We start from the raw sequence: 25,094 nt of genomic DNA, 5'->3' as shown, positions 1-25,094 counted from the left end.
GGTGAACCCACCATGGATCGACGATCGTTACTGAAATTGGCTGCCCTAATGGGTGCTTACGGGGTGGTTGCGCCCGCACTATGGCGTGTTGGAGAGGCACAGGGACGCCTGCTGGGTGATGCCCAGGCCTTTGATTACGCCTGGTTGAAGGGCGTCGCCCGGGACCTGGCGACCCGGCCGTTTCAGTCCCTTCAGGGTGATTTGCCTCCACGGCTCAAGACGCTTTCCTGGGACGAATATCAGGCCATTACGTTTCGGCCGGAAGCGTCGCTCTGGCGGGGGCAGGACCGGGCGTTTCAGGCGCAGCTGTTTCATCTCGGGCTGTACTTCCAGACCCCGGTCCGGATTTATGAGGTAGAGGATGGCCTGGCCCGGGAGTTGGCTTACGACCCGGACTATTTTCGCTATCACGGTGATGAGCCGCTCGGCACGCTGCCGGATGATCTCGGTTATGCAGGGTTCCGGCTGAGCTTTCACACCGACTTTAAGCGCGATCTGGCCGCGTTTCTCGGTGCCAGCTATTTTCGGGCTGTGGGTGAATCGATGCAGTACGGCCTGTCGGCCCGGGGGCTGGCCATTGATACTGCGATGGCCGAGGGTGAGGAGTTTCCCAATTTCACGGGGTTCTGGCTGGAGAAACCGAGCCGGGATGCAGGGCATCTCACCGTATACGCCCTGCTGGATTCCGCCAGCATCACCGGCGCCTATGTGTTCGACCTCTTCCCCGGCCGCAATATGGTGATGGCGGTGAGCGCCGCACTGTATCCCCGCAAACCGATTGCACGCCTGGGCATTGCCCCGTTGACCAGTATGTACCAGGTGGGCGAAAACGATCGGCGGATGGACCATGACTGGCGTCCGGAAATTCACGACTCCGACGGGCTGGCGATCTGGAGTGGCACTGGTGAGCGGATCTGGCGACCGTTGCAAAACCCGCAGACGGTTCGCGTTAACACTTTCCTCGACAACCATCCAAAAGGCTTTGGTCTGGTGCAGCGGGACCGGAACTTTGCCAATTATCAGGACGATGGCGTGTTTTACAATCGTCGTCCCAGTGTTTGGGTCGAGCCGGGAGAGAATTGGGGTAAGGGGGCGGTCATGCTGGTTGAAATTCCGACCCGGGACGAAACCTTCGATAATATCGTGGCGTTCTGGCGTCCCGACCAGCCACTGGTGCCTGGGCAGGAACACTTGCTGTCCTATCGACTGACCTGGGGCGAAGTGTTGACAGACTCACCCTATGAGCTGGCCACCACCCAAGCCACGCGAACCGGCCTTGGCGGGGTCGTGGGCAAAGAGCGTACGTATTTCTCGTGGCGGTTTGTGATCGACTTTGCCGGTGGCGTGCTGGCGATGCTGGGCCCCGATGCCAAGGTGGTGCCGGTCATCACCGTGAGCCGGGGCACGGTCGAAATCACCTCGGCGCGGCCGTTGTCGGCTATTCAGGGTTGCCGGGCAATGTTTGACCTGGTGCCCGACGACAGCGATGAGCCCATCGACATGCGAGTCTACCTCGCGCTGGGTTCACAGCCTCTGACGGAAACCTGGGTCTACCAGTACACGCCGCCGCCCTTAGCCGAACGTGCTGTTTAGCCGGGCGAGGCCGACTCGGACCCGTACCGGGTTCCCAATTGCGCTCAGGTCTGATCAACTATACGCCTCCAAATAGGGTGCGTTAGGTGTTATGACTACAGAAACCAATACCACACGGCTGAACAAATTCATTAGCGAAACCGGAATGTGTTCCCGGCGTGAAGCGGACCGGCTGATCGAGGGTGGACTCGTACAGGTAAACGGGGCCGTTGCGGTGATGGGCCTGAAGGTGGGGCCGGGCGACGAGGTCAAGGTACGGGGTAAATCGCTGCGGGCAAAGCCCAAGGCGGTGTACCTGGCTTACAACAAACCGGTGGGCATTACCTGCACCACGGACCCGAAAATTCACGGCAATATCGTGGAAGCGGTGAAATACCGGGGCGGCCGCATCTTCCCCATCGGTCGCTTGGATAAACCGTCGGAAGGCCTGATTTTGCTGACCAACGACGGCGACATTGTTAATAAGATCCTACGCGCCGGCAACGCCCACGAAAAAGAATACCGGGTCACTGTCGACCAGCCATTCGACGACGCGTTTTTACAGCACATGTCGAGCGGCGTGCCGATTCTGGATACGGTGACCCAGCCGTGCACAGTGCAACGCACGTCGGCAAAATCGTTCAGTATCGTTCTGACCCAGGGCCTCAACCGCCAGATTCGCCGGATGACGGAATACCTGGGCTACAACGTGGTGAAGCTCAAGCGGGTGCGGGTTATGAACATCTCACTGGACGGCCTCAAGACCGGCCAGTGGCGAGAACTCAGTAGTCAGGAAATGGCCGTCATCGACGCCATGGTTGCAAGTTCCAGCAAAACCGAGGAAGCCAGCACCCAGGGGCGGAAACCACAGCCGGCGGTTGGCCGGCGCAGCCCGCGTTCGCCTCGTAAACGCAGGGCATCGTGACGCCGTTGCGATAAATACCGAATCGTCAGCCCAGCGGTAAAACGATACACTGCCGACCTCTACCAATCAGGACGATGACTTCCATGGCTCTGCAGGCAACGCCTTACAAAATAAACCTCGATCTCTCGGATGTGGATCGCGGGGTGTACGAGTCGATCCGTATGACGGTGGCGCGCCATCCCTCTGAAACCGAAGAACGCATGGTCGCCCGGGTATTGGCCTACGGCCTGTGGTATCAGGAGCGGGTGACGTTCGGCCGTGGCTTGTCGGATGTGGACGAGCCCGCGCTGTGGCAAAAGAGCCTGGATGGCCGAATCGAGCACTGGATAGAAGTGGGTCAGCCCGACGCCGAGCGTCTGATCTGGTGTTCGCGTCGGGCCGAAAAAGTGTCGTTGCTGGCGTACGGCAGCACCCGGGTCTGGGCACCCAAAATTCTGTCCTCGGTGGCGACCCTGAAAAATGTCACCATCGCCGTCTTGCCGCAAGAGCCGCTTTCCGTGCTGGCGAAAGACCTTCCGCGCAGCATTAACTGGGGTCTGATGATTTCCGATGGCGTGCTTTATGTCAGCGACGCCGAGGTGCAGCATGAGCTCCCTCTGGAATGGATGCAGGGTGAGCGCTGAATGCGAAGGTGCTGACGTGAGTTTCTGAATAAGGCGGTTGGGTATGTCTCATTGGGTGTTGTTGGCGATTGCGATCGCGGCGGAAGTGTTCGGTACCAGTTTCCTGAAAGCCTCCGACGGTTTCAGTCGGTTGTGGCCTTCCATCGCGGTGGTGCTGAGCTACATGCTGGCGTTTTACTTTCTGGCCTTGACCCTGAAAGTGATACCCGTCGGCATAGCGTATGCGATCTGGGCCGGTGCCGGGGTGGCGCTGATCACCCTGATCGGCTGGGCGATTCTGGGTCAGGCCCTTGATGGGCCTGCGATTGTGGGGATCGCAATGATTGTCAGCGGCGTTGTGGTGCTCAACGTGTTCTCTTCCAGTGTGCCGCACTGACCCAGGCGGTGCCGTTGGCGGCGGTTAACCCGGCGGCCGGGTGTCAGTTAAAACTTGTCAGATACTCCACCAACTGATTTTCAAGCCAGGTCATGATTTGGCCACTCAGCGCACCCGGCGCCGTGAAAGTGCCGTAGCTTTGCCACGTCTGGGCTTTCGGGTGCTTGAACACCTTAAGCTGCTCCGCTTTGAGTGCGGCAGCGACCAGCGGCAGTGGTAAATTCGCCCAGCCCGCGCCTTCAATCACCGTGTCGCGAATCAATTCAAACTGGGTCAGCGCCAGATAGCTGGGTGAGTCAGACATTTGCGGAACCAGCAGGTTGTTCTGCAAAAAGGCGGTGGTGACTTCGGTATAGAGCATCAGGTCGTCCGGGCTGACGCGCGGTAGCTGGCACAGCGGATGCTCCGGTGCCGCAACCGTCAGCATGCGAATGTCCCCGAGTTCCTGCACCTGGAGCGAAGGGTCGTTGAGACCCGCCGGGGCCAGGCCAAAGGCGATATCCACGGCCTGGCGGCTGACCAGGGCCTGGAGTTCCTGGGGCGGTGCCAGATAAACCGAGATGCCGGTGAGAGGGAAACGCTGTTTTAATGCCGCCAGGGTCTGGCGCCAGAACACCTCCGGCAAGGCGTCATCCCGCGCGATGCGCAGCGCCGATTCCACGCCGTCGAGGTGATGACTGCAGCGATCCTGTATCTGGCGGCCGGTCTGTGCCAGACGGCGGCAATCCGCCTGAATCGACGACCCGATAGGGGTAAGGCGCAACTGGTTCCCGATGCGCTCGAACAGATGCACCCCCAGCTCGTCTTCAAACGCACCCAGTGCCGTGCTGACAGTGGTGCGGGAGCGGCCAAGCTGTCGCGCTGCACCGGCGACGGAGCCTTGTTCTACTACCGCCAGAAATATTTCTGCCTGGGATGTGCGCATAGCATTGGGCCGCGTGTCGGGTGGGTTCGGATCGGGTATGAACGCTTGCGACGGAAAACCCGTCACTAAGCGTCTCACGCTTAACACTAACATCGCATTATAATTCCGAACAGTGTTTTCTGGTCGCGTTTTGACGACGGAAAAATTGACGCTTAACGAGGTGTGTATGCGGCTCAAACCCACCGCAGAAAAACGTATATTGATGATTTCGGCGTTGTCTGCCGGAGTGTTCGCCATCGCGGGTATCGGTTGGGGGCTGTGGATCGGCTCGCTGGTGATTGTCTTTGACGGCCTCTATTCGCTGGTCAGCCTCGGGCTCTCCCTGTTATCAATGTTCGCTTTACGCCTGGTCCAGAAGCCGGCCGATGCCCGGTTTAATTTTGGGCGATTGCTGGTGGAGCCGCTGGTGGTCGCACTGAAGGGTTTGGTGATTACCGTGGTCTGTGTAGCGTCACTGGTTGCCGCTTGTTCGGCGATCCTGGAGGGCGGGCGCCTGGTGTCTGCGGAGCTGGCCATCGGGTTCGGTGTGATCGGTGCGGTGGGTTGTTTTGCGACCTGGAAGTACCTGGACATTAACCGCAAACTGGGAAGCTCTAGCCTGGTCGCGGCTGAAAGCCGGCAGTGGCTGATGGATACTGTCATCAGCGTGGCGGTGCTGTGTGGTTTCCTGATCGCTTCGGCACTGATCAACACCCGGTTTCATGCGCTGGCGGCCTATGCCGACCCGGTGATGGTGGTGCTGGCCTCGGTGTATTTTATGACGGTACCATTGAAGATGACGTGGGCGGCCTTGCGCGAGGCGATGCTGGCAATACCGGAGCCGTCGTTGTGCCGGCTGGTGTTCAAGCGACTGGCGGTGCAGGGCATTGGGAAGGGCGACGTGCGCATGACCAAGGTCGGTAGTCACCTGATTGTGGACATTGACGCACCGCTGGCCGAATTGACCGATCTTACCACCACGCGCGAGCAACTGGAGCGCAGTTTTGATGACCTGCCGCTGCAGTCGGTGGTGCGGGTTAACTTCTACGCCTCCGATACACCGTTGTTGGCCGCCTGCTGAGGCGTATTGAGCAAGCAAATACTGTAACCGGAACCGCACGTCATGCGGTTCCGGTATACGGTGAAGGCAGGCCCCGTCACAGGATTCCACTCGCTACATCTTAGGCCCCCGCCCCTTCAGTGCATTGACCACCAGTGAGATGACCAGCAAGATCAGGAAGACGAAGAATAGAATTTTCGCGAGCCCCGCTGCGGTTCCGGCGATTCCCCCGAACCCCAGAACGCCTGCGATGATGGCGATTATGAGACATACCACTGCCCAATACAGCATAGGTCGCTCTCCTTGTCTTGTTGATCCTTGTCGTGTCAGCGCGACAACCGACCAACGGTTCGCTGTTGAAGTGTCGAAGTGCTGTAATCAAACCTTTGATGATGCACTGAAAAAACGCAAGTGAAGCGCCTGATTGTGGCGGCAATGTAATGGACAGTTCACGGGCGGAACAGATGGCTCAGATGACTGGATCCCGGGATTTCGCTTCCTTGATGGTGTCGCTGGCGGCTTGCCACTCATCCCTGTTGGCACTCGGTGGTTCCTGTTCGCTGGCCCGTGTGGGCTGATAGCAGAGGGTTGCGATGATGGGGAAGTGGTCGGAACCGAAGCGTTGCAGGCGCCGCATCCGCTTCAGGGTGAAATGTTCACTGACGAAGATGTGGTCCAGGGGCCACCGCAGTAATGGGTAGTTTGCATGGAAGGTGCTGAACAGGCCGCGGCCCCGCCGGGGGTCCAGCATTCCACTGACGCGGCAAAACATTCGGGTAGTGCGCGACCAGGCGACGTCGTTCAGGTCTCCGGCAACCAGGGTCGGCTGGTTGTCCTGATGGATCTGTTTGCCCACCAGCAACAGCTCGGCGTCCCGCCACAGTGACTCTTCACTTTCGTTGGGTGCCGGTGGCCGAGGGTGCATGGCGTGCAGTCGCACCCGGTCACCGCTGGGCAGGCGGAGCCAAGCATGTATCGAAGGAATATCGTCCTGGATCAGCCATTTTACCTCAACCTCTTCCAGTTTCAGCCTTGAGTAAAGATGCATGCCGTACAGGTTATCCAGCGGAACCTTCACGCTGTGGGGCCAGTCTTGTGCCAGCGCATGATCGAGCTGCTGCTGCCACCACCCGTCAGATTCCAGGGTCAGAATCAGATCCGGCTGTCGTTGCCGTATTTGGCGCATCAGGCCCTCGGCATTGCGGTTGGGGGTCAGCACATTGGCGACCATCACCGTGACACAGAGCTCATCGTGGCCGGCCTTGGCGCGCTTGACCTGAACGGGCCAGAGGCGCGTCCAGGGCAGGATTTGAACCCCTTGTGCGACGACGACTGCGATACTGAGGAGCAGCGTGGGCAATTGCCATGGCGGTTCGGCCCAAAGTGACAGTATGGCGGTGAGGAATGCGAGAACGGCGATCTGAAGGCGGGGAAATTCACAGGCCCGAACCCACCAGTCGTGCAACGGTGTTTTGGCCAGCAGCGTGACGAGCATCAACAGGCAGGCGATAACGAATACACTCAGGCCGAGCAATAGCTGTCTCCCTCAGGGTATGCCATTCGGCACCGGCCTCCCACGTGGCGTCGGTGATCAGGGGCCAGATATCAGCATGCAAATACGGGTGGCTTGGAACGACGCGCGCCCGAATAGCTCGGGCGCGCTCGCAATCGGGTCATGGCCCAGAGTGGTCAGCTGGTCAGGCCGAACCAGGCCGGGAAGATAAAGATCATCGCCAGCACCATCAACTGCAGGAGGATGAACGGCGTTACACCTTTGTAGATGTCCGTGGTTCGCACTTCCGGGGGCGAAACCCCTTTCAGGTAGAACAGACTGAACCCAAACGGTGGCGTCAGGAAGCTGGCCTGCAGGTTCATGGCGATCAGGATGGCAAACCAGAGCATGTTAATGCCCAACGCTTCGGCAACCGGCGCCAGAATCGGCACGATAATGAACGAAATCTCAACAAAATCGATGAAGAAACCGAGCACGAGAATGACCGCCATGGCCACAATCAGAAAACCCCATTTATCGCCGGGCAATGACAGCAACCACTCCTCAAGGATGTAATCGCCACCGGTGTAACTGAACGTCATCGAGAAGGCCGTAGCACCCACCAGGATGGCAAATACCATAGCGGTGACTGTGACGGTGTCCTTTGCGCTTTCCCACATCAGTTTGAACGAGAACTGGCGATAAGCGACGGATAACAGCAGGGCACCCACACCGCCGAGTGCGGACGATTCCGTGGGCGTCGCAATGCCGGTAAAAATCGAACCCAGCACAATGGCAATCAGCGCCAGTGGCGGAATGATGGCAATCAGGGCTTTGACGATTTCCTGCTTTCGGGTGTCGTCGGTGGTACGCGGCATCGCCGGTGCCTGCTCGGGTTTTAGCCAGGTCAGGACCAGGATGTACGCGATGTACAGGCCGATCAGTACCACACCGGGAATCACCGCCGCGCGGAACAAATCGCCGACCGGCAGCCCGAGCACGTCACCCAGAATGATCAGGATAATCGACGGTGGAATAATCTGCCCCAGAGTGCCCGAGGCGCAGATGGTGCCACAGGCCAGCCGCTTGTCGTAGTTGTGGGCCAGCATGACCGGCAGGGATATCAAGCCCATGGCCACTACGCTTGCGCCCACAACCCCGGTCGATGCCGCCAGCAGGGCTCCTACCAGAATGGTTGAAATGGCCAGGCCACCGGGCAAACTGCCAAACAGGCGCCCCATGGATTCCAGCAGTTGCTCAGCCAGGCGGGTTTTCTGCAGTACGATGCCCATATAGATAAACAACGGAATGGCCATCAACACAGTGTTCTGCATGATGCTCATGATCCGGAATGGCATGAATGCAAACAGATCCGGCCCTTCGGCAATCAGGCCGAAGACCAGTGCCACACCGCCAAAGGTAAACGCGACCGGGAAACCCCACATCAGCATCAGCAGGGCGACGCCGAACATTACGATACCGATCATGCCAGGCCCCCTTTGCCAGTGTTGCTGGTGTACTTCTCGCCCAGTTTGATCACCCGAAGCGACCGAGTCACCATGCCAAGGCCACTGGTGGCGGTAAACACGGCGGAAAAAACTATCAGGCTTTTGATGATCCAGCGGTAAGGCAAGCCACCGGGGTCACCGCTGCCTTCGCCAAGGTTGTAGGATTCCAGGGCGTAGTCGTAGCCGTAGTAGCCGATCAGCATGGCGAAAGGAATCACGAAAATGACGGCGCCCACCAGATCAACCCACGCCTTGAAGTGGTCCGACCAGCGATCGTACAGCACATCGACCCGGACGTGCCCGTCGGTGCGCAGGGCAAAGGGAATGCCCAGCAGGAAGACGGCAGCGTACAGGTGCCATTCCATTTCCTGCATACCGATGGAGACTTCGTTAAAGACGTAGCGCGAAACGACGTCGAAAAATACGTTGAAAAGCATAAGAACAAACGCGGCGCTCGCAATCCAACCACAGAGGTAAGAAATTTTAGCGAGGCCTTTGTCCAGTGAAATAATCCACTGCATCACATCTTCCTCTTGGCAGCGTGAAAGAGCCGTTCAGTATTGGGAGTATAGTCAGGATTACCGGGCCGACCATGATAGACGGTCGGCCCGGCAAAGTGCAGGTACGGAAGACCTTTACTGCGGGTTGTTCATTTCGTACATGGTGTTCAGGTAGGCGCGGTCCGAAATGTTGGTGTACTCACGGGCCTTGTCCATGTATTCATGCTGCGACTCAATGATGCGCTTGGCCTGCTCGTCATTGGCTGCCACTTCCGCCAGGAGTTCGTCATTGGCTTTGCTCATCGCCTGGATAACGTCTTCGGGGAAGGTCTTGATCTGGACATTCGGGTGTTCTTTCCGAATAGAGGCCCAGGCTTCAGAGTTGGCATGAACAGATTGGATCAGCATGTCATAGGAGGCGGTACGCATTGCGATGCGCATGATTTCCTGCAGATCGGCTGGCAGTTTGTTCCAGGTTTTTTCGTTAATCAGGAACTGGAGCTCAGTAGCCGGCTCGTGCCACCCGGTGTAGTAGTAGTCAGCGATTTGCTGGAAGCCCAATCGCAGGTCCAGAGCCGGACCTACCCACTCAACCGCGTCGATGGTGCTGCGCTCAAGTGCGGTGTAGAGCTCGCCTGGAGCAATGTTGGTCGGGCTGACGCCGACTTTGGCGAACACTTCGCCGGCAAAGCCGGGAATGCGCATCTTCAGACCTTGCAGGTCGTCCAGTGATTTGATTTCCTTACGGAACCAGCCGCCCATCTGGACGCCGGTGTTACCGCCGGGAAAGGACAGCAGGCCGTGAGGCTTATACACTTCCTGCATCAGTTCCATGCCGTCGCCATAGTAAAACCAGGCGTACTGCTCGGTTGCGGTCATGCCAAAAGGCATGCTGGTGAAGAACAGGGTGTTTGGAACCTTGCCTTTCCAGTAGTAGGAGGCGGAATGGCCCATGTCGTATTGACCCGCTTTCACCATATCAAAAACGCCCAGTGGCGCTTTGTGTTTGTTGGCGGAATCGATGCGGATCTTGATGCGTCCGTTGGACATTTTTTCAGCCATCTCGGCCATGCTTCGTGAGGCATCGCCAAAAATGGGAAAGTTGGGGCCCCAGGTTTCGGCCATACGTAGGTTGAAAGTTTCCTGGGCAAAAACCTGAGTGCTCGCAAGCACCGCAGTCAGCGCTAGCGCAGACGCAGACGTAAAGAGTGAACGTAATTTCATTGTTAGGCGTTCCTGTTTTATATTTTTGTCTTGGGAGCCCGAACAGAAGCAGACGCAGAGCGCACGAATGCTGGCTGTCGAGCAGCCATTAGTGCTCACAAACGCTAACACGAAACGATGGCCAATTGAACCAAAAAGCCGCCATGGTCGACTTAAGTCTGATGCCGGTTTTGGCGGTTCTGACGAGTCCCGAACCCATGATTGTGTTGAGTCAGCAAGTGTGAATCCCAACCGCGCCCTACAGTGAAATACGCCCACGAAGAGCCCATAGGCGGCCGTGTTCGGTGACTGCCTGGGCTGGTGCGGTCATACCGTCAGGCATGCGAGCAGGGCGAGTTCGGTGAACACCACGCTGGCACCGAGGGCGTCGCCGGTGTAGCCACCCAGATTCTGCTTCAGGTTACGCCCCCACAACCAGGCCACCAGCCCGATGGACAAGGCTGACCAGGTCAGCAATCCGGGTGCCCAGGGTTCTGCCGCCAGGGCTACCAGCGCAGCAAATGCGAAGGCGGCCCACAATCGTTGCCGGGAAAAGCCTTCGGCCACCGGTTTGCTTTTGCTGGTGTCCGGATCGGTGACGTAATTCATGCATCGCATCAGCACCAGGGGTGTGAGTCGGGCCAGGCAGGGGGAGATCAGCAGGGCCAAACCGATATTGCTGGTCTCCATCAGCAGTGCGACCTTGAGTGCCAGTGCCAACACCAGGGCCACCGTGCCATAGGTACCAATTCGGCTGTCTTTCATGATGTGCAATCGGGCTTCGACGGTGTAGCCGCCACCCAAGGCGTCCATGCTGTCGGCCAAGCCGTCCTCATGAAAGGCCCCGGTGAGCCACAGGTGAGCGCTCACGACCATGATCAGGCAGATCAGCGGCGAGAACAGTAAGGACAGCGCCGAAAACAGACCCGCGTAAACCGCTCCGAGCAGGAGCCCGATCAGCGGAAAATAGACGCTGCTCTGGTTCATCAGTGTCTGTGTGTACTCAATTCTGATCAGCATCGGCACCCGGGTCAGAAAGCCCAGTGCCAGCCAAAAGGCCTGCCATTCCTGACGTGCTGAAGCGATGGTGTGAGGCAATGTCGGGTCCTTGCGGCTGGGTTGAGGGGCCATTGTAAATCAAAAGGGCAAAGTGAAAGAGCCCATCAAACAAAGGCGCCGCATTCACCGCCGGAATGACATCGTCAGTCTGGGTGTGTAAGCCCCATACCGGGGGGGTAAAACGGTTAGCGCATTGATTAAGCAGTGTGTTGAATAGTGCATTGAATAGTGAGTTGGATAATGCGCGTGATCGTGAGCAGAGCAGTCAGATCGAGGGCTGGAAACCGCGCGCATGTCGAACAGCAATAAGGCTGCAGGGTGCCGTGACGGGGCCTGGCAGGGAGGCACGTGGGCAATACATCGGCTACCGCTGCGAGACCCCGCGGGCCCCGCAGCGGTATTTCAAGCCATCGGGCGATTACTCGAAAGAAGTCGCGCCAATGCGGTGAATGCTGACGTCGGCGCCATTGAATTCCTCTTCTTCGGTCAACCGCAGGCCGGAGATGACCTTCACGATGCCGTACACGATCAGGCCGCCAACAAAGGCGATGACCAGGCCTGCCAGCGAGCCGATTACCTGGGACATCAGGCTAACGCCGCCGAGGCCGCCGAGCGATGTGGCGCCGAAAATGCCGGCCGCGATGCCACCCCAGACGCCGCAGACACCGTGCAGCGGCCAGACCCCGAGCACGTCATCAAGGCGTACGATCTTGTTTTGCGCCCACTCGAACAGGTAGACGAAGATGGCACCGGCAATGCCGCCTGTGATCAGCGCACCAATCGGGTGCATTAAGTCGGAGCCGGCGCACACGGCCACCAGGCCCGCCAACGGTCCGTTGTGAATAAAGCCAGGGTCTTTGCGGCCCACTACCATGGCCACCAGCAGGCCGCCGACCATGGCCATCAAACTGTTGACCGCGACCAGGCCGCTGATGCCGTCCAGAGTCTGCGCGGACATCACATTAAAACCAAACCAGCCGACGGTCAGAATCCAGGCGCCCAGTGCCAGAAACGGGATGTTCGAAGGTGCAAAGGCCACCACGCGACCGTTGCGGTAGCGGCCATTACGGGCGCCAAGCAGCAGTACCGCAGCCAAAGCAATCCAGCCGCCAACGCCATGAACGACGACAGAGCCGGCAAAGTCGTGAAACGCGGCGCCATACTCGGCCTCAAGCCAGGCCTGGAAGCCGTAATTGCCATTCCAGATCATGCCCTCGAAGAAGGGATACACCAGCGCCACAATGAGTGCGGAGGCGATCAGCATAGGGTAGAACCTGGCGCGTTCGGCGATACCGCCGGAAACAATCGCGGGTATGGCCGCCGCAAAGGTCAGCAGGAAGAAGAACTTGACCAGTTCGTAGCCCTGATTCTGGGTCAGTGCTTCCGCGCCACTGAGAAAGTGGCGGCCATACGCAATGTAATAGCCGACAAAGAAGTAGGCGATGGACGAAACCCCAAAGTCGGTGATGATCTTGACCAGGGCATTGACCTGGTTTTTATGACGCACGGTACCGACTTCCAAAAAGGCAAAGCCGGCGTGCATGGCCAGCACCATTATGGCGCCGATCAGAATGAACAGCGTGTTAGCACTTTCGGTCAGGGTTTGAACTGCACTCGTGATATCCACGGGTTGATGACTCCTGAGTTTGGGCCGTCATGGATTGACGGCATTGTTCGTTGTTGGTGCGCTATTGAAGCAATTAATGTTCCAGAATAGAGCATGATGCGTAATCATAGGGGCTTGCGGGTATTTTTCTGGTGCAGAGGAGGGTCATGGAAAACAAACTGCAGATTTTACGCTCTTAAATGGGGCGCTATATAAGGCCGTGCACAAAGATGGTTCATCGGGCTTGGATTTGGTCGCGGTAGAAAACGGCAACGATCTGGGACGAGAATCCTCAGAACACCACTGGTGTGGCTTACACACTGCGCGGGTTGGGGCCTGATCTCGCTACCAGGGGATGTCACCGGTCGATGTTGAGGGCGGCGAAAGGTTGAGACGCAGGCTAGGTTGAATCGAGGTCGCGGTTTTCTCCATCAGTTCCCGCAGCCGGGTTTCCTCCACCTGCATCGGCCCGCTCAGGTCGATGATGATTTCCACGCGGCGGTTGAGCGCCCTTTCCGCCGCAGTCTCATTACTGGCCCGTGGCTGGGTGGCGGCCAGGCCCTTAACCGCCAGACGCTGAGGGTCAATGGCCTGGTTTTCCAACAGCACGTTGGCAACCGAAGACGCCCGCACGGCGGACAGGTCCCAATTGCTTTGAAAACGGTTGCTGCCGCGGATGGGGACGTTGTCGGTGTGGCCCTCAATCGTGAGGGTGCCGGGAATGTTTTCAAACAGATCCGACATCTCAAACAGCAGGTCTTCAAACTCCCGGATGACCTCCGCGGAGCCGGACACAAACGAGCCGCGTTCCTCGATCCGGATAACGATACGCCGCTGTTCTTTTTGCACCTGAACGCGGCCGTCGTGGATGGCGTCCTGCCGCACCGTCTCAACATTGGTGAGGGTACGGTCGACCTTGGTTTCTATCATCCGATCAATGTGTTGTTCGGTGTTGGACTGGCCGGTTGCCAGCGTTGGCTTTTGCTCAGCGGTGGTCTGCCGGACCTCGTTCAGCACCGTCGGTTGCGGGGGCGCTGGCGAAAAGGTATCGAACACCGGGCTGGTGCCCATGGGCACCTCGAGCACTGGCACATCACGCTGCACCCCAAAGGCCTTGGAGAGTTCTGTGGCGATTTGCTTGAATTTAATGGCGTCGATCTCGGAGAACGACAGCAGCAGCACAAAAAAGCACATCAGCAGCGACATCAGGTCGGCAAAGGTCACAACCCAGGCCGGAATGCCCGGTTTTGCTTCTTCGGGAAGATCATCCATGGCTTATGCGGGCCCTGTCGCCTGCTCGGCTTCACCGTTCTTTTCACGTTTGTTGCGAGGCAGGTAGCTGCTCAGCAGTTGTTCGATGATGCGCGGATTATGGCCCTCTTTCATGGCCACCAGGGCATCGGTCCAGAGCGACTGCATGCGGGCCTCTTCGGTCATCCGCAGTGACAGTTTGTCGGCGATGGGTGTGGCAATCATGGTCGCAATCATGGCGCCATACAGCGTGGTGAGCAGGGCCACCGCCATAGCGGGTCCGATGGACTTGGGGTCCTCCATGTTCGACAACATCTGCACCAGACCGATCAAGGTGCCGATCATGCCCATGGCCGGGGCCACGTCAGCCATGGCCGTGAATACCTTGGCGCCGGAGCGGTTGTGGTCCAGCGTCATCAGGCGCTCTTTGGAGAGCAGTTCCTGGATGGTTTCAGACTGCTGGCCGTCGACCAGCATTTGCACGCCCTGCTTTAAAAACGGTGAGCTGACCTCTCGATCTTCCAGTCCCAAAACGCCTTCCTTTCGGGCAATCTGCGCAATTTCGATCAGCTCGTTGATGCTGGACTCGGTATCCGGCAGTTTGAATTTGAACGCCCGAATGGCCGTCTTGAAAGCGCCAAGGAACTGGCTGATGCTGAATTTTGCCAACACCACCAACAGGGTGCCGCCGACTACGATGAGCAGTGACGCTGAGTTCAGGAACACCCCGGACGACGTACCGAGAATCACAGCGGAGCCGATCAGTAGCAGAGCCCCGACCAAACCAATGAGTGTGGCGAAATCCAAGATAACTTCGGCGCGGAAGAGTGAGTGATGATGGCAATGGCACGACAGAGTATAACCACGATTCAACCAGACAACATCGAATCTGAGGCAAGCACATCGGTTGGCGTCTTGCGTTGCCTCCGGAGTTCACTGGGCGGTTCAGCCTAGCCCGACCGCATTTTGTATTGGGTTGAGCAATAACCCCGGCTGACATTTGGGTCTCTCAAGGCCTGGTGTTTGGTGGCCCGCCCCGATACGCGCTTGCGCCAGAGTCGAAAACTGGCCGGCTTCAGAGCCCGGCGCATGTGCTTGATTACCGCCTTCTCATCCAGCCCGTACAGGGTCTCGATGGCTTCGAACGGGGTCCGGTCTTCCCAGGCCATCTCGATAACCCGTGACCGGTCGGCTTCATTCAGTGCCGGCGTTTGGTGCTTGGACATGATCCCTTTATCTTTTGTCAGCGTGTGCCTTTGATACGGCCGGGGGCACGATAAAGGATCAATGCCCACCGATTATCAGGCACTGATAAGCATCAACCGGCGTCAGCAGAGGGCGAGGTCACAATCTGCAAATCCGGCTCTGCCCGGGCTTTATCAATAAAGATCTTTTTCACCAGGGAGGTGCCGCGTACGCCCTGAATGGCCAGCGTTGTGATCAGCCCGCCGATCATGGCGCCGACCACGCCGCAGGTGAGCACGTCCTGACCGGTCAGGTAGAGACCGGGTACCTTGGTTTTGGGCCGTAACCAATCCTGATTAAACCGTTCTGGGGTGTGATCGAGCCCATACAGTTCACCCCGGCTGTAGCGACAGAACCAGGCGGTAGAGAGTGGCGTGGAGGTTTCGCAGTAATCCACTTTGCCCCTCAGTTGTGGCAGTTTCTGGTACATAGCTTCCAGCAGCCGCTCCGTCACCCGGGTTTTCAGGGCTTCGTAGTCGTCGCCGCGTTTGCCCCAGGTGGTGTCCTTCCAGGGCTCAAACATTTCATAAGTGGTGGGTGCGACAACTTCGATTGTTGCGGTGCCAGGGTAGCGCGACTGGTATGTGGGGTCCTTGGCGGCGGGGAATGACAAATACACCACCGGAAATTCGGACTCGGTGTCGCGCATGAAGCGGTCCACGTTGGCGTCGTGATCGGCCGATGGGTAAATCCAGAAATTGGTTTTTGGCAGCCCCAGTGCCTGCGGTGTTTCTTTCAGGCCGATGTACAGCCCGATGTGGGGAAAGGAGGGATTGATGTGTTCGCGCTGCTCGGCGTAGCCACATTTTTTGGCGGTATCCGCTGGCAACAGCGTCTCAAACGTGTTGATTACGCCAGCGTTACTGATCACTTTGCTGGCGCGGACCTCATGGCCGTCGGCCATCCGCACCCCAACCGCTTTACCCTTCTCGATCAGGATGTCAGTCACATCGGCGTAAGTGAAGACGTCGCCGCCACCTTGCTGAATAACCGGAATGATGGTGTTAGCCATTTCAGATGCACCGCCGACCGGGTAGTACCCGCCATGCACGTAATGCTTGGCAATGAGAGCATGAATCATGAAGCTGGACTGCCTGGGGGTAACGCCGCAGTCTCCCCACTGTCCGGTGATGGCACCGATCAGTTCCTGATTGTCGGTCAGCTCCGACAGCACCTCGTAGGTGGTTTTGTTGAAGCAGTCGGGCAACGCCACATTGAGGGCTTTGCCCAGCAGCGGTGCCGCCAGACGGGGCGCCAGTTTGCTCAGTGTGTAAAACTGCATGCCGGTGGAGACTTTGCTGAGCAAGGTGATGTAGCGGTCGATGGCGTTGGCTTCGTCAGGGAAATGCTCCAGCAACGACTGTCGGAAACCGGCCTTGCCGGCGCGCAGGTTGATGACCTTGTCGCCCAGGAAAAAGCGGTCGTAGTTGTCGTCCATGGGGGCCCATTTGAGCTGGCCGTCGGTGATGTAATCAAACAGCTTGCGCCCGAGGGTGTTGGGTGAGCCCATATCCCCAATGTAATGCACGCCCACATCCCACTCGTAGCCATTACGGGCATAGCTGTGGGTGTAACCTCCGGCGGTGTAGTGTTGCTCCAGCACCAGCACTTTTTTGCCGGCTTTGGACAGGCACGCGGCGGTGGTGAGGCCGCCAATGCCCGAGCCAATCACGATGGCGTCGTAGCGACCGTCCAGTCGGTTGGCGCGATAGCGCCGGCCAATGCGGAGGGTGCTGGGTTTGAGGCGGGCGTTATGGTTACTGGGCATGGGGAATCCTGGGTCGGGTGCCAAAACAGACACGTTAGTGTACGACGATTGGTGGTGTTAAGGCAGGTCAATTCCGGACCTGGTTCACTAACCGACAGGCCAGTCTGCCGCATCCACGGTGTAGAGCGGTGTCATGTGTTCGGCCTGGCCATTCCAGCGGGCGACAAAATGGCCCTCCGGGTCGTATTGTCTGGCCTGCTTTTCCAGGTTGAACTGGCGCAGGCCCCGAGGATCGGCGCCAACACCGGCCAGGTACTGCCAATTCCCGTAGTTGCTGGCGACATCGTAGTCGATCAGCTGTTCTTCAAACCACGCCGCGCCGAAGCGCCAGTCCAGGCCCAGTTCATTGACAAAACAGCTGGCGGCCAGCTGTCTTCCGCGATTGGATAGGTAGCCGGTTTCGCGCAGCTGATTCATGCAGGCATTGACCAGGGGGTAAGGCGTGGTGCCCTCACACCAGGCCCGGAAACGCTGTGGGTAAAATGACACCGGCCGGCGCTTGCGTTGTACACCATCTCGCTGAAACAGTTGCCGTCCATACTTGAGCGCGTACCAGTGAAAGTACTCGCGCCAGAGCAGTTCAAAGTAGAGCCAGTAGGTCGAGTCGTTACGCTGGTCGCGTTCTTCGAACAGGCGAACCTGCGCGGCAACAGTGCGCACGGACAGTGACCCGTTCGCCAGCCAGGGTGAGAATTTACTGGATGAATACCAGTCATCCAGCGCGTTCCGGGTTTCCTTGTAGGTCACAATCTGGCGGCGCTCAAACACGTAGTGATACAGGTGGGAGAGCGCTACGCGTTCACCACCGCACATCCGGCTGTCCGTCGCACTGGTATTGAGCGGCGGGCATAGATGTCGGTCATCGTTTGGCAATCCAGGCGCTGGCGGCAGGGCGATGGGGTCCCCCAGCGGATCCGTCGGTTGGAGATCAACGTTCTCGACCTGTTTGCGAAACTGGGAAAACGTTGCCGACAGGTCCGCCAGGTCGAAGGGCAGGTTACTCTGCTCAAACAGGCTGGTCGCTTCGTACTGGCTGTGCTGAATGCCGGGCAGCGCCGCCACGGTCTGCTGCCAGTCGAGGGCTTCGGTCGTGCCTGCCAGTCGGGAGCGGCATAGGTGGTCAATGTGATAGCTACGGCACAGCTCGGGGATCACCTTGTGGGGTCGGCCGACGGCAATATGAAGGCGCTGGCCTTGTGCCCGCAATTGATGGTCGAGATCGCTCAATGACTGCCACAGGAAGCGCCAGCGATGCGTGCCCATGGTTCGGCTCTGGAAATGCCCCGGCTCGAACCAGTGTGGATCGACGACAAAAACGCACAGCAACAGATCGGCGTCTGAACACTGCATCAGACCCGGGTTGTCGTGCAGCCGCAGGTCACGGGTAAACCAATAGAGGGCGCGCAAGGCGTGGTCCTTCTTGCGGGTGGGCCAGTGCGAATGTACGTCGCCTGACGCTAGAAGGATTGGTGCCCGTATCAGGACCTTCCATCGTCGGGTGAGGCGTGTTGTGGCAGAATGCGAAGAGGCGGTTTTCAGGAATGGGGAGCAAAGCGCATGATGCAGACAATATGGATATTAAGGGCAGTGAGCTTGTTGGCCTGTCTGACGATTCTGGGGGGCTGCAGTACCACCGACACGCAGACGACACGTCGCCCTGATGCCAGTCTGACGAATACCTATTGGAAGTTGCTTAGTGTGGAGGGTGTTGACGTCAGGGTAGTGGACAATCAGCGCGAACCGCATTTGATTTTTCTGGACGACGGCCAGGTCCGTGGCCACACCGGTTGCAACAGCCTGAAAGGCCGGTATGGGGCCAGCAACGGTCAGTTGGCTTTCACGGCGATGGCAGCCACTCGCATGGCCTGCCAGGATAACTCGGTTGAAACGTCGATGTTGATCGCCCTTCAGGCGACCACCCAGGCACAGATCAGGGGCGATCGCCTGATTTTGCAGAGTATTGCGGGTGACACGCTGGCCGTGCTGGGCGCGGTCTATCTCAAATAGGCTGAGTCAGCCCACGATTGCGGAGGTGTTGAGCGATGAGTCATCCGCTTCGGAAACCCGACCGATGACCTGGTTCCTGCCTTGTGCTTTGCCCTGATAAAGACGCTGGTCGGCGGCGCCCAGCAATGAGCGCAATGAGTCGCCGTCATGACGAAACTCAGCCAGGCCGATACTCATGGTTAAAGCAATGGTTTGACCGCCGAGAATGAATGGCTCCGTTTCAAGGGAATGGCGCATATGTTCGGCAACCTGGGCGGCCAATTCCGCGTTGGTATCGACCAGAATCACACCAAATTCTTCCCCACCGAGTCGGCAGACCTGGTCCGTGGCCCGCAGGCGCCTGGTCAGTAAGTCTGCAACGTACACCAGTGCTTTGTCGCCAGTCTCGTGACCAAAGCGATCATTGACCGACTTGAAGTAGTCCAGGTCAATCACCAACAGTGACATCGGCTGGTTCTCCCTCAGTGCCCGTTGTTTCTCACGCTCAAAGCTGTCCTTGAAGCGAGCCCGGTTGGCGAGCCCGGTCAGGAAGTCGGTTTGTGCCATCCGTAACAAGGTCAGCTCGGATTTTTCTCGGCTCATTTCGTAAACGTGAGAGAACGATAGAATACACAGTGAGATAAGGACGATGTTGGCGATGGGCAGCGCTTGCATCAGCTCGGGGTTATCGCCGTGTTTGATAAAAAAGATAACCGCAGCGATGGTCAGGAACAGCAGGGCGATGATCAGCCCTTGTCGACGCCCCAGCAGTAAATGCGACAGCACAGGAATCACCAGTACCCAGGCAAAGATTGAGGCGCTGGCACGGGGAACGGTGAGCGCAAACATCATCACGCAGAAGAAGGGTAGCACGAACGCCACAATCCAGCGCTCGATGTATTGAGTTACCTGGACGACCAGTAACAATGCCCCCGCATAGACCACCATGAGCAGCTCAGCCATGGCAAGTATGGCGGAGCCATAAATTAGGTTAAGCACGGCAAACAGAAGGCCGGCGGCAACGGTTAACCACAGCAACGCGACAAGAATTGCCCTGCGGTGAGGTTGTGCCAGTCGTGTGACGGTTTCTAGCCTGGTATCCATACCGAACCTGTCTGATTGTTAACATTCGAAGCGATAAATTAGTTCAGCGGCGGGCGCGTGACAAGGTGTCAAAATAACGAATCAGGCTAAGTCATTGATAGTGCCAGTTCCTACCACAAAATATGACGTTTTCTAAGACTAAGGTCTTAGGTTGGGTGGCCGCGAAATGGGGTCTGTAAGGGCCGCTGGCATAGCGACTTGTATCGTCGTCGGTCGATTGTTCATGCCTGGAGCAAACACCTGGCCGGGATACTCACAAACACAATGTTCGGCGGTAGTCGTATCGGTGGAATCAGTGGTATCGGCAGTGTCACGACCGCCAGCACAGCATCAGGTAACCAGTCCGCGCACCAATGCTGCCGTCCCCGCCACGGCGGCAATCCCCAGAATCAGTGGTCGTAATGCGCCAAACGGCACCCGGTGCACCAGCTTGCCGGACAACAGGAACCCGGTCAGCACACCCGGAAATGTCACCACAAACAGTTTCATTTCCAGTGCGCCGATGTGGCCGGATAGCAGCAGCGCCAGCACGCTGGCACAACTGGCAAACAGAAAGAACGCCGACATGTTGGCCCGAACCAGTGGCCCCTGCTCGTTCTGGTAGATCAACGCAATGGGTGGTCCGCCGACAGCGGTGATGGTGCCCATGTACCCGGATGCTGCCCCGGCCACCAGGCTGGTGCGTGGCGATAACTGCGGGCGCAAACCGGCAACGCTGAGCAGGACGGCGAACAGGATCAGGCCACCGAAGATCAGCTCGAAACCCTTGGTCGACAGCACCATCAGAGTCAGGCCCGCCAACACGGTGCCCACCGCATCGCCGCCAATGGCGAAACGAACTTCACGAAAGCTCAGGCTGGCGCGATTCCGGAACAGCATCATCACCGTAAGCAAGACGGCGTTCAGGATCAGTGAGCCGGGCAGAAACAGGGGGCTTACCAAAAACATCAGCGGTGCTGACAGGGTGCCGATGCCATAGCCTGCCACGCCCTGCAGGCAGGCACCGGCAAAAACAGCCACGTTGGCCAATAGAATCTGAATCAGGCTGATGTCACTCACAGGATGCCCGGTGTGCGGAGGAAGGTGACCTGATGAACGCTGCGCATGATGGCCTCACAGGCTGAGCCGCCGATCTTGAGTTGATAAAAAGCGTGCCCCGATGACGCTCAACGGGGCACGCAAAACGGAACCATGTTATCCAACAGACTAGTTGGAATCCGGAAGCCGTGCTTCCGGGGTAATGACGCCCGGTTAGTCGGCGAGCGCCGGGTAGTCGATGTAGCCCTTGGCATCGCCGCCATAAAAGGTGCTGTCGTCCCACTTGTTTAGCTCAGCCCCCAAGCGGAAGCGTTCCGGCAGGTCCGGATTGGCGATGAACGGTCGGCCAAAGGTGACCAGGTCACATTGACCCTTGCCGATCCGTGTTCTGGCTTCGTCCGCTGTGTAGGCGCCATTGGCAATGTAGCCGCCTTTGAACACGGCCTGAATGGCATCAATGACCGACTGTGGCCGGCCGTCGGCATGGTTGCCCTGAAACGAGTCTTCCACCACTTCAATGTAGGCAATGCCGATATCGTTCAGGTGCCTGGCCAGGGTGCCAAACGTCTCAACCGGGTTTTGGTCGTGGACGGCATTGAAGCTGCCGGTTGGGCTAACACGGATTCCGACATTTTCCTTGCCCCACACTTTGGTCACTGCCTCGGTCACCATCAGAGTCAGGCGAATGCGGTTCTCGACGGAACCGCCGTACTCATCGGTACGCTGGTTGCTGTCGCTCTTGAGAAATTGATCCAGCAGATAACCATTGGCGGCGTGAATTTCAACACCGTCAAAGCCTGCAGTCTTGGCGTTTTCAGCGCCAATGCGAAATTGCTCGACAATGCCGGGAACCTCATCGGTTTCCAGGGCGCGGGGTTCGGGAATGTCCACCATGCCAGAATCCGCACTGACAAAAGTTTTGGCGCCTTCCGGTGCAATCGCAGAGGGGGCAACCGGCTGACGGCCATCGGGCTGCAGGTCGGGGTGGGAAATCCGGCCGACGTGCCAGAGCTGCATGTGAATACGCCCGCCTGCTTGGTGGACCGCGTCGGTCACCTGCTTCCAGCCGGCGATCTGCTCAGCGGAGTGGATGCCCGGGGTAAAGGCATAGCCCTTGCCCTGGGGCGATACCTGGGTGGCTTCACTGATGATCAGGCCCGCACTGGCGCGCTGCGCATAGTACTGGGCGTTCATGGCATTGGGAATATCCCCCGGCTGGCTGGAGCGCGAGCGGGTTAGCGGCGACATCAGCACGCGGTTTGGCAAGGACAGCTTGCCAAGGGTGAACGTCTCGAACAGTACGTCGTTTGGGTTGTCGTTGCTCATGGTGTTATCTCCTGTTCCAGAGGCTGGATTGTATGGGCTGAAATATCGGTATCGGATTTAATTAGACCAGTCTACTAGCTGCGAAGTGAAAAAAAGTCAGCCGGCGCGCAGGCAGTGTGAAAAAAATACCCGGATGAATCGTTCCATGGGCTCCGTGGATTTGAGCACTTTGGACCTCAGAATGGCACCTTCCCATCCTGACAGCAGAAAGCTGGCGGCGTCAGCGGGGTCCAGGTCCTGATTGATGTCACCGTTGGCCTGAGCTTCGGCCAGGCATTCGGCAAACTTTTTCTCCCACCCGGAAAAGACCGTATCCAGGCGGGTTCGGAACATTTCATCCTGCCCCGCCAGTTCCTGACCGAGATTGCCCATCAGGCACCCCTGACTGTATTCACAGCGGGTCATGGAGGCCAGGCCGGTATCAAAATAGGCGTGCAGCCGATCAATGCAGGAGCGAGACCTGTCTGTAAGAATCTGGTCAAGCTTGGCATCGTATTCTTCTGCGAAGGTGTCAATCACGGCAAGGCCGAACTCATTCTTGCTGCTAAAATAATGATAAAACGAACCCTTCGGCACGCCACATGCGGTCAACACGGCGTTCAGCCCGGTGGCACCAAAGCCCTTCTGGGCAATCAGATCGGCACCAACCTGAATAATGTGATTGCGCGTGTCATTCGATGTCATGGCGGGCATATTAGACCGGTCGTCTACAGTGTGTCAAACTGACGTTCAAACGAATCAAAACGCACAATGAGGAGTCTGTCTGTGATCAAGTCTCGAGCTGCGGTGGCCTTTGCCCCCAACCAACCGCTGGAAATCGTTGAAGTGGATGTGGCACCGCCACAGGCTGGCGAAGTTCTGGTCCGAATCGTCGCAACCGGTGTCTGTCATACCGACGCCTATACCCTGTCCGGCGCCGACTCCGAAGGTATTTTCCCGGCCATACTCGGCCACGAAGGCGGTGGCGTCGTCGAAGCGGTCGGTGAGGGCGTCACCTCCCTGGAAGTCGGTGACCATGTCATTCCGCTCTACACCGCAGAGTGCGGCGAGTGCAAATTCTGCACATCCGGCAAGACCAACCTGTGCGGGTCGGTGCGCGCCACCCAGGGCAAAGGCGTGATGCCGGACGGCACCTCGCGGTTTTCCTACAAAGGCAAACCGGTTTACCACTACATGGGCTGCTCCACGTTCTCCGAGTTCACCGTGTTACCAGAAGTCTCCCTGGCCAAAATTCCCAAAGACGCGCCCCTGGATAAAGTGTGCTTGTTGGGCTGTGGTGTGACCACCGGTATCGGTGCCGTGTTGAATACCGCCAAGGTGGAAGAAGGCGCAACCGTGGCCATCTTCGGATTGGGTGGTATTGGTCTGGCCGCCATCATCGGCGCGACTATGGCGAAAGCGGGTCGAATCATCGCTATAGATGTCAACCCGGGCAAATTCGACATTGCCAGGCAACTCGGCGCCACCGATGTGGTCAACCCGAAAGACTACGACAAGCCCATCCAGGACGTCATCATCGAGATGACCGATGGCGGGGTGGATTATTCCTTTGAATGTGTCGGTAATGTGCAATTGATGCGCGCAGCCCTGGAGTGTTGCCACAAAGGGTGGGGCGAATCCATCATCATCGGTGTTGCCGGTGCCGGTGAAGAAATCAGCACCCGCCCTTTCCAGCTGGTCACTGGCCGAGTCTGGAAAGGCTCTGCATTTGGCGGTGTGAAAGGTCGCACCGAACTGCCGGGCTACGTGGAAAAAGCTCAAAAAGGCGACATCCCGCTGGACGTGTTCATTACCCACAACATGCCGTTGGACGACATCAACAAGGCGTTTGATCTGATGCACGAAGGCAAAAGCATCCGGACCGTCATTCACTACTGACACTGTCGGTTTATCACCCCTTTGCAGCGCGCTGCAAAGGGGTGTTTTAGGAACCTCCGAATAAGTCTATTGACGATTCTGCAAGCCTTGAGAGCCTTCCTGGTCTGTGTCGATTTTTCTGGCGACGCCGGTAATTCCGTAATCCGTTAGGCAGCGTCGTGTCAGCCGCCAGCACTAAAATGACCTGAACACGTGCTGGCCATGTTTGAGGAAATCGAGCAAGCCCGGGCGGTGGCCGGCGGCCGCGTGCGATGCGCCGCATGGAACCCTGGCGTCGAATGCAAGGCAACACAAAGCTCATTGCGGACGGTCGTGAATGCATAGACTTACAGTCTGTACCAAAGACCGCTGCTTGTACCTATGCCTATACCTGTACCTATACCTATAGCCGACGCTTCAGCTTCGGAACAGCCCCTCGTCCTGCCATAATGATCCTCAGGGCCCTGACGGGCCCTCCGAAGCTTAAGCGTCGGCGACAACAACCCCTCCGCCCGCAGAGGCCGGCGCTCCCGCTGGACATCGCCGTGTCTCTTTGTCTTGCGCGATGAACCATAAAAAAGGCAGCCGGAGCTGCCTTCTGTCGATCGAGTTGTCTGCGAATGTGTGCCCTGCAAAAGGAAACTTTGGATTCCGGAAACACAGGCGCCAAGTCTTGCGTTTTGTGCTCTCA

The 25,094-nt window shown here is 58.0% G+C and carries 24 protein-coding genes; 7 read left to right on the top strand and 17 right to left on the bottom strand.

Translation table 11 applies throughout. The annotated features are described in order from the left end of the window. Positions 1-12 precede the first annotated feature (12 nt). From GRX64_RS12675 to GRX64_RS12660, 4 genes are all read left to right on the top strand, one after another. Positions 13-1,593, top strand: a complete 1,581-nt coding sequence (locus tag GRX64_RS12675) for an OpgD/OpgG family glucan biosynthesis protein (RefSeq protein WP_166267746.1) — start codon at positions 13-15, stop codon at positions 1,591-1,593. 91 nt (positions 1,594-1,684) lie between these two features. After that, positions 1,685-2,497 (top strand): 23S rRNA pseudouridine(2604) synthase RluF, encoded by an 813-nt coding sequence (rluF, locus tag GRX64_RS12670; protein ID WP_166267744.1) that lies wholly within the window; start codon positions 1,685-1,687, stop codon positions 2,495-2,497. An 83-nt stretch (positions 2,498-2,580) separates the two neighbouring features. Further along, positions 2,581-3,120 (top strand): YaeQ family protein, encoded by a 540-nt coding sequence (locus tag GRX64_RS12665; RefSeq protein ID WP_166267742.1) that lies wholly within the window; start codon positions 2,581-2,583, stop codon positions 3,118-3,120. A 43-nt stretch (positions 3,121-3,163) separates the two neighbouring features. After that, a complete protein-coding gene (locus GRX64_RS12660; protein ID WP_166267740.1) occupies positions 3,164-3,496 on the top strand; it encodes an SMR family transporter in 333 nt (110 codons plus the stop codon). Between the two features lie 43 nt (positions 3,497-3,539). Here GRX64_RS12660 and GRX64_RS12655 read toward each other — a convergent pair whose 3' ends face one another. Then, the gene (locus GRX64_RS12655; protein ID WP_166267738.1) at positions 3,540-4,421 is read right to left on the bottom strand and encodes a LysR family transcriptional regulator; all 882 of its coding nucleotides are present in this window, start codon (positions 4,419-4,421) and stop codon (positions 3,540-3,542) included. Positions 4,422-4,587: 166 nt separating this feature from the next. Between GRX64_RS12655 and GRX64_RS12650 the strand changes: the two genes are divergently transcribed. Beyond that, positions 4,588-5,481, top strand: a complete 894-nt coding sequence (locus tag GRX64_RS12650; RefSeq protein ID WP_166267736.1) for a cation efflux transmembrane domain-containing protein — start codon at positions 4,588-4,590, stop codon at positions 5,479-5,481. 93 nt (positions 5,482-5,574) lie between these two features. Here the strand turns inward: GRX64_RS12650 and GRX64_RS12645 are convergent, their stop codons facing one another. From GRX64_RS12645 to GRX64_RS12590, 12 genes are all read right to left on the bottom strand, one after another. Then, the gene (locus GRX64_RS12645) at positions 5,575-5,751 is read right to left on the bottom strand and encodes a DUF1328 domain-containing protein (RefSeq protein WP_166267734.1); all 177 of its coding nucleotides are present in this window, start codon (positions 5,749-5,751) and stop codon (positions 5,575-5,577) included. Positions 5,752-5,929: 178 nt separating this feature from the next. Beyond that, on the bottom strand, positions 5,930-6,994 hold the full coding sequence (locus tag GRX64_RS12640) for an endonuclease/exonuclease/phosphatase family protein (protein WP_166267732.1): 1,065 nt from the start codon (positions 6,992-6,994) through the stop codon (positions 5,930-5,932). Positions 6,995-7,149: 155 nt separating this feature from the next. Then, on the bottom strand, positions 7,150-8,439 hold the full coding sequence (locus tag GRX64_RS12635; RefSeq protein ID WP_166267730.1) for a TRAP transporter large permease: 1,290 nt from the start codon (positions 8,437-8,439) through the stop codon (positions 7,150-7,152). Next, positions 8,436-8,981: a TRAP transporter small permease subunit gene (locus GRX64_RS12630; RefSeq protein ID WP_166267728.1), complete on the bottom strand. Its 546-nt coding sequence runs from the start codon at positions 8,979-8,981 to the stop codon at positions 8,436-8,438. The genes GRX64_RS12635 and GRX64_RS12630 overlap by 4 nt, the downstream gene beginning before the upstream one ends. Before the next feature lie 114 nt (positions 8,982-9,095). Then, the gene (locus GRX64_RS12625) at positions 9,096-10,184 is read right to left on the bottom strand and encodes a TRAP transporter substrate-binding protein (protein ID WP_166267726.1); all 1,089 of its coding nucleotides are present in this window, start codon (positions 10,182-10,184) and stop codon (positions 9,096-9,098) included. Positions 10,185-10,490: 306 nt separating this feature from the next. Then, a complete protein-coding gene (cobS, locus tag GRX64_RS12620; RefSeq protein ID WP_166267724.1) occupies positions 10,491-11,294 on the bottom strand; it encodes an adenosylcobinamide-GDP ribazoletransferase in 804 nt (267 codons plus the stop codon). A gap of 346 nt (positions 11,295-11,640) precedes the next feature. Further along, positions 11,641-12,849 carry an ammonium transporter gene (locus tag GRX64_RS12615; RefSeq protein WP_166267722.1) on the bottom strand — a complete coding sequence of 403 codons (1,209 nt, stop codon included), beginning with the start codon at positions 12,847-12,849 and terminating at the stop codon, positions 11,641-11,643. A gap of 324 nt (positions 12,850-13,173) precedes the next feature. After that, positions 13,174-14,100: a MotB family protein gene (locus GRX64_RS12610; RefSeq protein WP_166267720.1), complete on the bottom strand. Its 927-nt coding sequence runs from the start codon at positions 14,098-14,100 to the stop codon at positions 13,174-13,176. Positions 14,101-14,103: 3 nt separating this feature from the next. After that, entirely contained in the window at positions 14,104-14,886 is a 783-nt protein-coding gene (gene pomA, locus GRX64_RS12605) for a flagellar motor protein PomA (protein ID WP_166267718.1), read from the bottom strand. A gap of 143 nt (positions 14,887-15,029) precedes the next feature. Further along, the gene (locus GRX64_RS12600) at positions 15,030-15,305 is read right to left on the bottom strand and encodes a TIGR03643 family protein (RefSeq protein ID WP_166267716.1); all 276 of its coding nucleotides are present in this window, start codon (positions 15,303-15,305) and stop codon (positions 15,030-15,032) included. A gap of 92 nt (positions 15,306-15,397) precedes the next feature. Further along, positions 15,398-17,092, bottom strand: a complete 1,695-nt coding sequence (locus GRX64_RS12595; RefSeq protein ID WP_166267714.1) for a phytoene desaturase family protein — start codon at positions 17,090-17,092, stop codon at positions 15,398-15,400. 87 nt (positions 17,093-17,179) lie between these two features. Beyond that, the gene (locus GRX64_RS12590) at positions 17,180-18,499 is read right to left on the bottom strand and encodes a DASH family cryptochrome (protein ID WP_166267713.1); all 1,320 of its coding nucleotides are present in this window, start codon (positions 18,497-18,499) and stop codon (positions 17,180-17,182) included. A 150-nt stretch (positions 18,500-18,649) separates the two neighbouring features. Between GRX64_RS12590 and GRX64_RS12585 the strand changes: the two genes are divergently transcribed. Then, positions 18,650-19,099, top strand: coding sequence for an META domain-containing protein (locus GRX64_RS12585; RefSeq protein WP_166267711.1), 450 nt, complete (start codon positions 18,650-18,652; stop codon positions 19,097-19,099). 6 nt (positions 19,100-19,105) lie between these two features. Here the strand turns inward: GRX64_RS12585 and GRX64_RS12580 are convergent, their stop codons facing one another. From GRX64_RS12580 to GRX64_RS12565, 4 genes are all read right to left on the bottom strand, one after another. Next, the gene (locus GRX64_RS12580; protein WP_166267709.1) at positions 19,106-20,182 is read right to left on the bottom strand and encodes a GGDEF domain-containing protein; all 1,077 of its coding nucleotides are present in this window, start codon (positions 20,180-20,182) and stop codon (positions 19,106-19,108) included. A 330-nt stretch (positions 20,183-20,512) separates the two neighbouring features. Beyond that, positions 20,513-21,241 (bottom strand): sulfite exporter TauE/SafE family protein, encoded by a 729-nt coding sequence (locus tag GRX64_RS12575; RefSeq protein WP_166267707.1) that lies wholly within the window; start codon positions 21,239-21,241, stop codon positions 20,513-20,515. A 192-nt stretch (positions 21,242-21,433) separates the two neighbouring features. Then, entirely contained in the window at positions 21,434-22,546 is a 1,113-nt protein-coding gene (locus tag GRX64_RS12570; RefSeq protein WP_166267705.1) for an alkene reductase, read from the bottom strand. A gap of 96 nt (positions 22,547-22,642) precedes the next feature. Then, complete coding sequence (locus tag GRX64_RS12565) at positions 22,643-23,239, bottom strand: TetR/AcrR family transcriptional regulator (protein ID WP_345790079.1); 597 nt, start codon at positions 23,237-23,239, stop codon at positions 22,643-22,645. A 72-nt stretch (positions 23,240-23,311) separates the two neighbouring features. Here GRX64_RS12565 and GRX64_RS12560 point away from each other — a divergent pair, with 72 nt between their 5' ends. Further along, a complete protein-coding gene (locus GRX64_RS12560) occupies positions 23,312-24,424 on the top strand; it encodes an S-(hydroxymethyl)glutathione dehydrogenase/class III alcohol dehydrogenase (RefSeq protein WP_166267703.1) in 1,113 nt (370 codons plus the stop codon). Positions 24,425-25,094 lie beyond the last annotated feature (670 nt).

Source organism: Marinobacter caseinilyticus (assembly GCF_011074955.1).
In the GTDB taxonomy this organism is placed as follows: Bacteria; Pseudomonadota; Gammaproteobacteria; order Pseudomonadales; family Oleiphilaceae; genus Marinobacter; species Marinobacter caseinilyticus.
This window is presented reverse-complemented; position numbering and strand designations above follow the sequence as displayed.

Excerpts from the sequence above, each read along its gene's own strand:
- GRX64_RS12675 (WP_166267746.1), top strand. The coding sequence starts at position 13 with ATGGATCGACGATCGTTACTGAAATTGGCTGCCCTAATGGGTGCTTAC.
- rluF (WP_166267744.1), top strand. The coding sequence starts at position 1,685 with ATGACTACAGAAACCAATACCACACGGCTGAACAAATTCATTAGCGAA.
- GRX64_RS12665 (WP_166267742.1), top strand. The coding sequence starts at position 2,581 with ATGGCTCTGCAGGCAACGCCTTACAAAATAAACCTCGATCTCTCGGAT.
- GRX64_RS12660 (WP_166267740.1), top strand. The coding sequence starts at position 3,164 with ATGTCTCATTGGGTGTTGTTGGCGATTGCGATCGCGGCGGAAGTGTTC.
- GRX64_RS12655 (WP_166267738.1), bottom strand. The coding sequence starts at position 4,421 with ATGCGCACATCCCAGGCAGAAATATTTCTGGCGGTAGTAGAACAAGGC.
- GRX64_RS12650 (WP_166267736.1), top strand. The coding sequence starts at position 4,588 with ATGCGGCTCAAACCCACCGCAGAAAAACGTATATTGATGATTTCGGCG.
- GRX64_RS12645 (WP_166267734.1), bottom strand. The coding sequence starts at position 5,751 with ATGCTGTATTGGGCAGTGGTATGTCTCATAATCGCCATCATCGCAGGC.
- GRX64_RS12635 (WP_166267730.1), bottom strand. The coding sequence starts at position 8,439 with ATGATCGGTATCGTAATGTTCGGCGTCGCCCTGCTGATGCTGATGTGG.
- GRX64_RS12630 (WP_166267728.1), bottom strand. The coding sequence starts at position 8,981 with ATGCAGTGGATTATTTCACTGGACAAAGGCCTCGCTAAAATTTCTTAC.
- GRX64_RS12625 (WP_166267726.1), bottom strand. The coding sequence starts at position 10,184 with ATGAAATTACGTTCACTCTTTACGTCTGCGTCTGCGCTAGCGCTGACT.
- cobS (WP_166267724.1), bottom strand. The coding sequence starts at position 11,294 with ATGGCCCCTCAACCCAGCCGCAAGGACCCGACATTGCCTCACACCATC.
- GRX64_RS12610 (WP_166267720.1), bottom strand. The coding sequence starts at position 14,100 with ATGGATGATCTTCCCGAAGAAGCAAAACCGGGCATTCCGGCCTGGGTT.
- GRX64_RS12600 (WP_166267716.1), bottom strand. The coding sequence starts at position 15,305 with ATGTCCAAGCACCAAACGCCGGCACTGAATGAAGCCGACCGGTCACGG.
- GRX64_RS12595 (WP_166267714.1), bottom strand. The coding sequence starts at position 17,092 with ATGCCCAGTAACCATAACGCCCGCCTCAAACCCAGCACCCTCCGCATT.
- GRX64_RS12585 (WP_166267711.1), top strand. The coding sequence starts at position 18,650 with ATGATGCAGACAATATGGATATTAAGGGCAGTGAGCTTGTTGGCCTGT.
- GRX64_RS12580 (WP_166267709.1), bottom strand. The coding sequence starts at position 20,182 with ATGGATACCAGGCTAGAAACCGTCACACGACTGGCACAACCTCACCGC.
- GRX64_RS12570 (WP_166267705.1), bottom strand. The coding sequence starts at position 22,546 with ATGAGCAACGACAACCCAAACGACGTACTGTTCGAGACGTTCACCCTT.
- GRX64_RS12565 (WP_345790079.1), bottom strand. The coding sequence starts at position 23,239 with ATGCCCGCCATGACATCGAATGACACGCGCAATCACATTATTCAGGTT.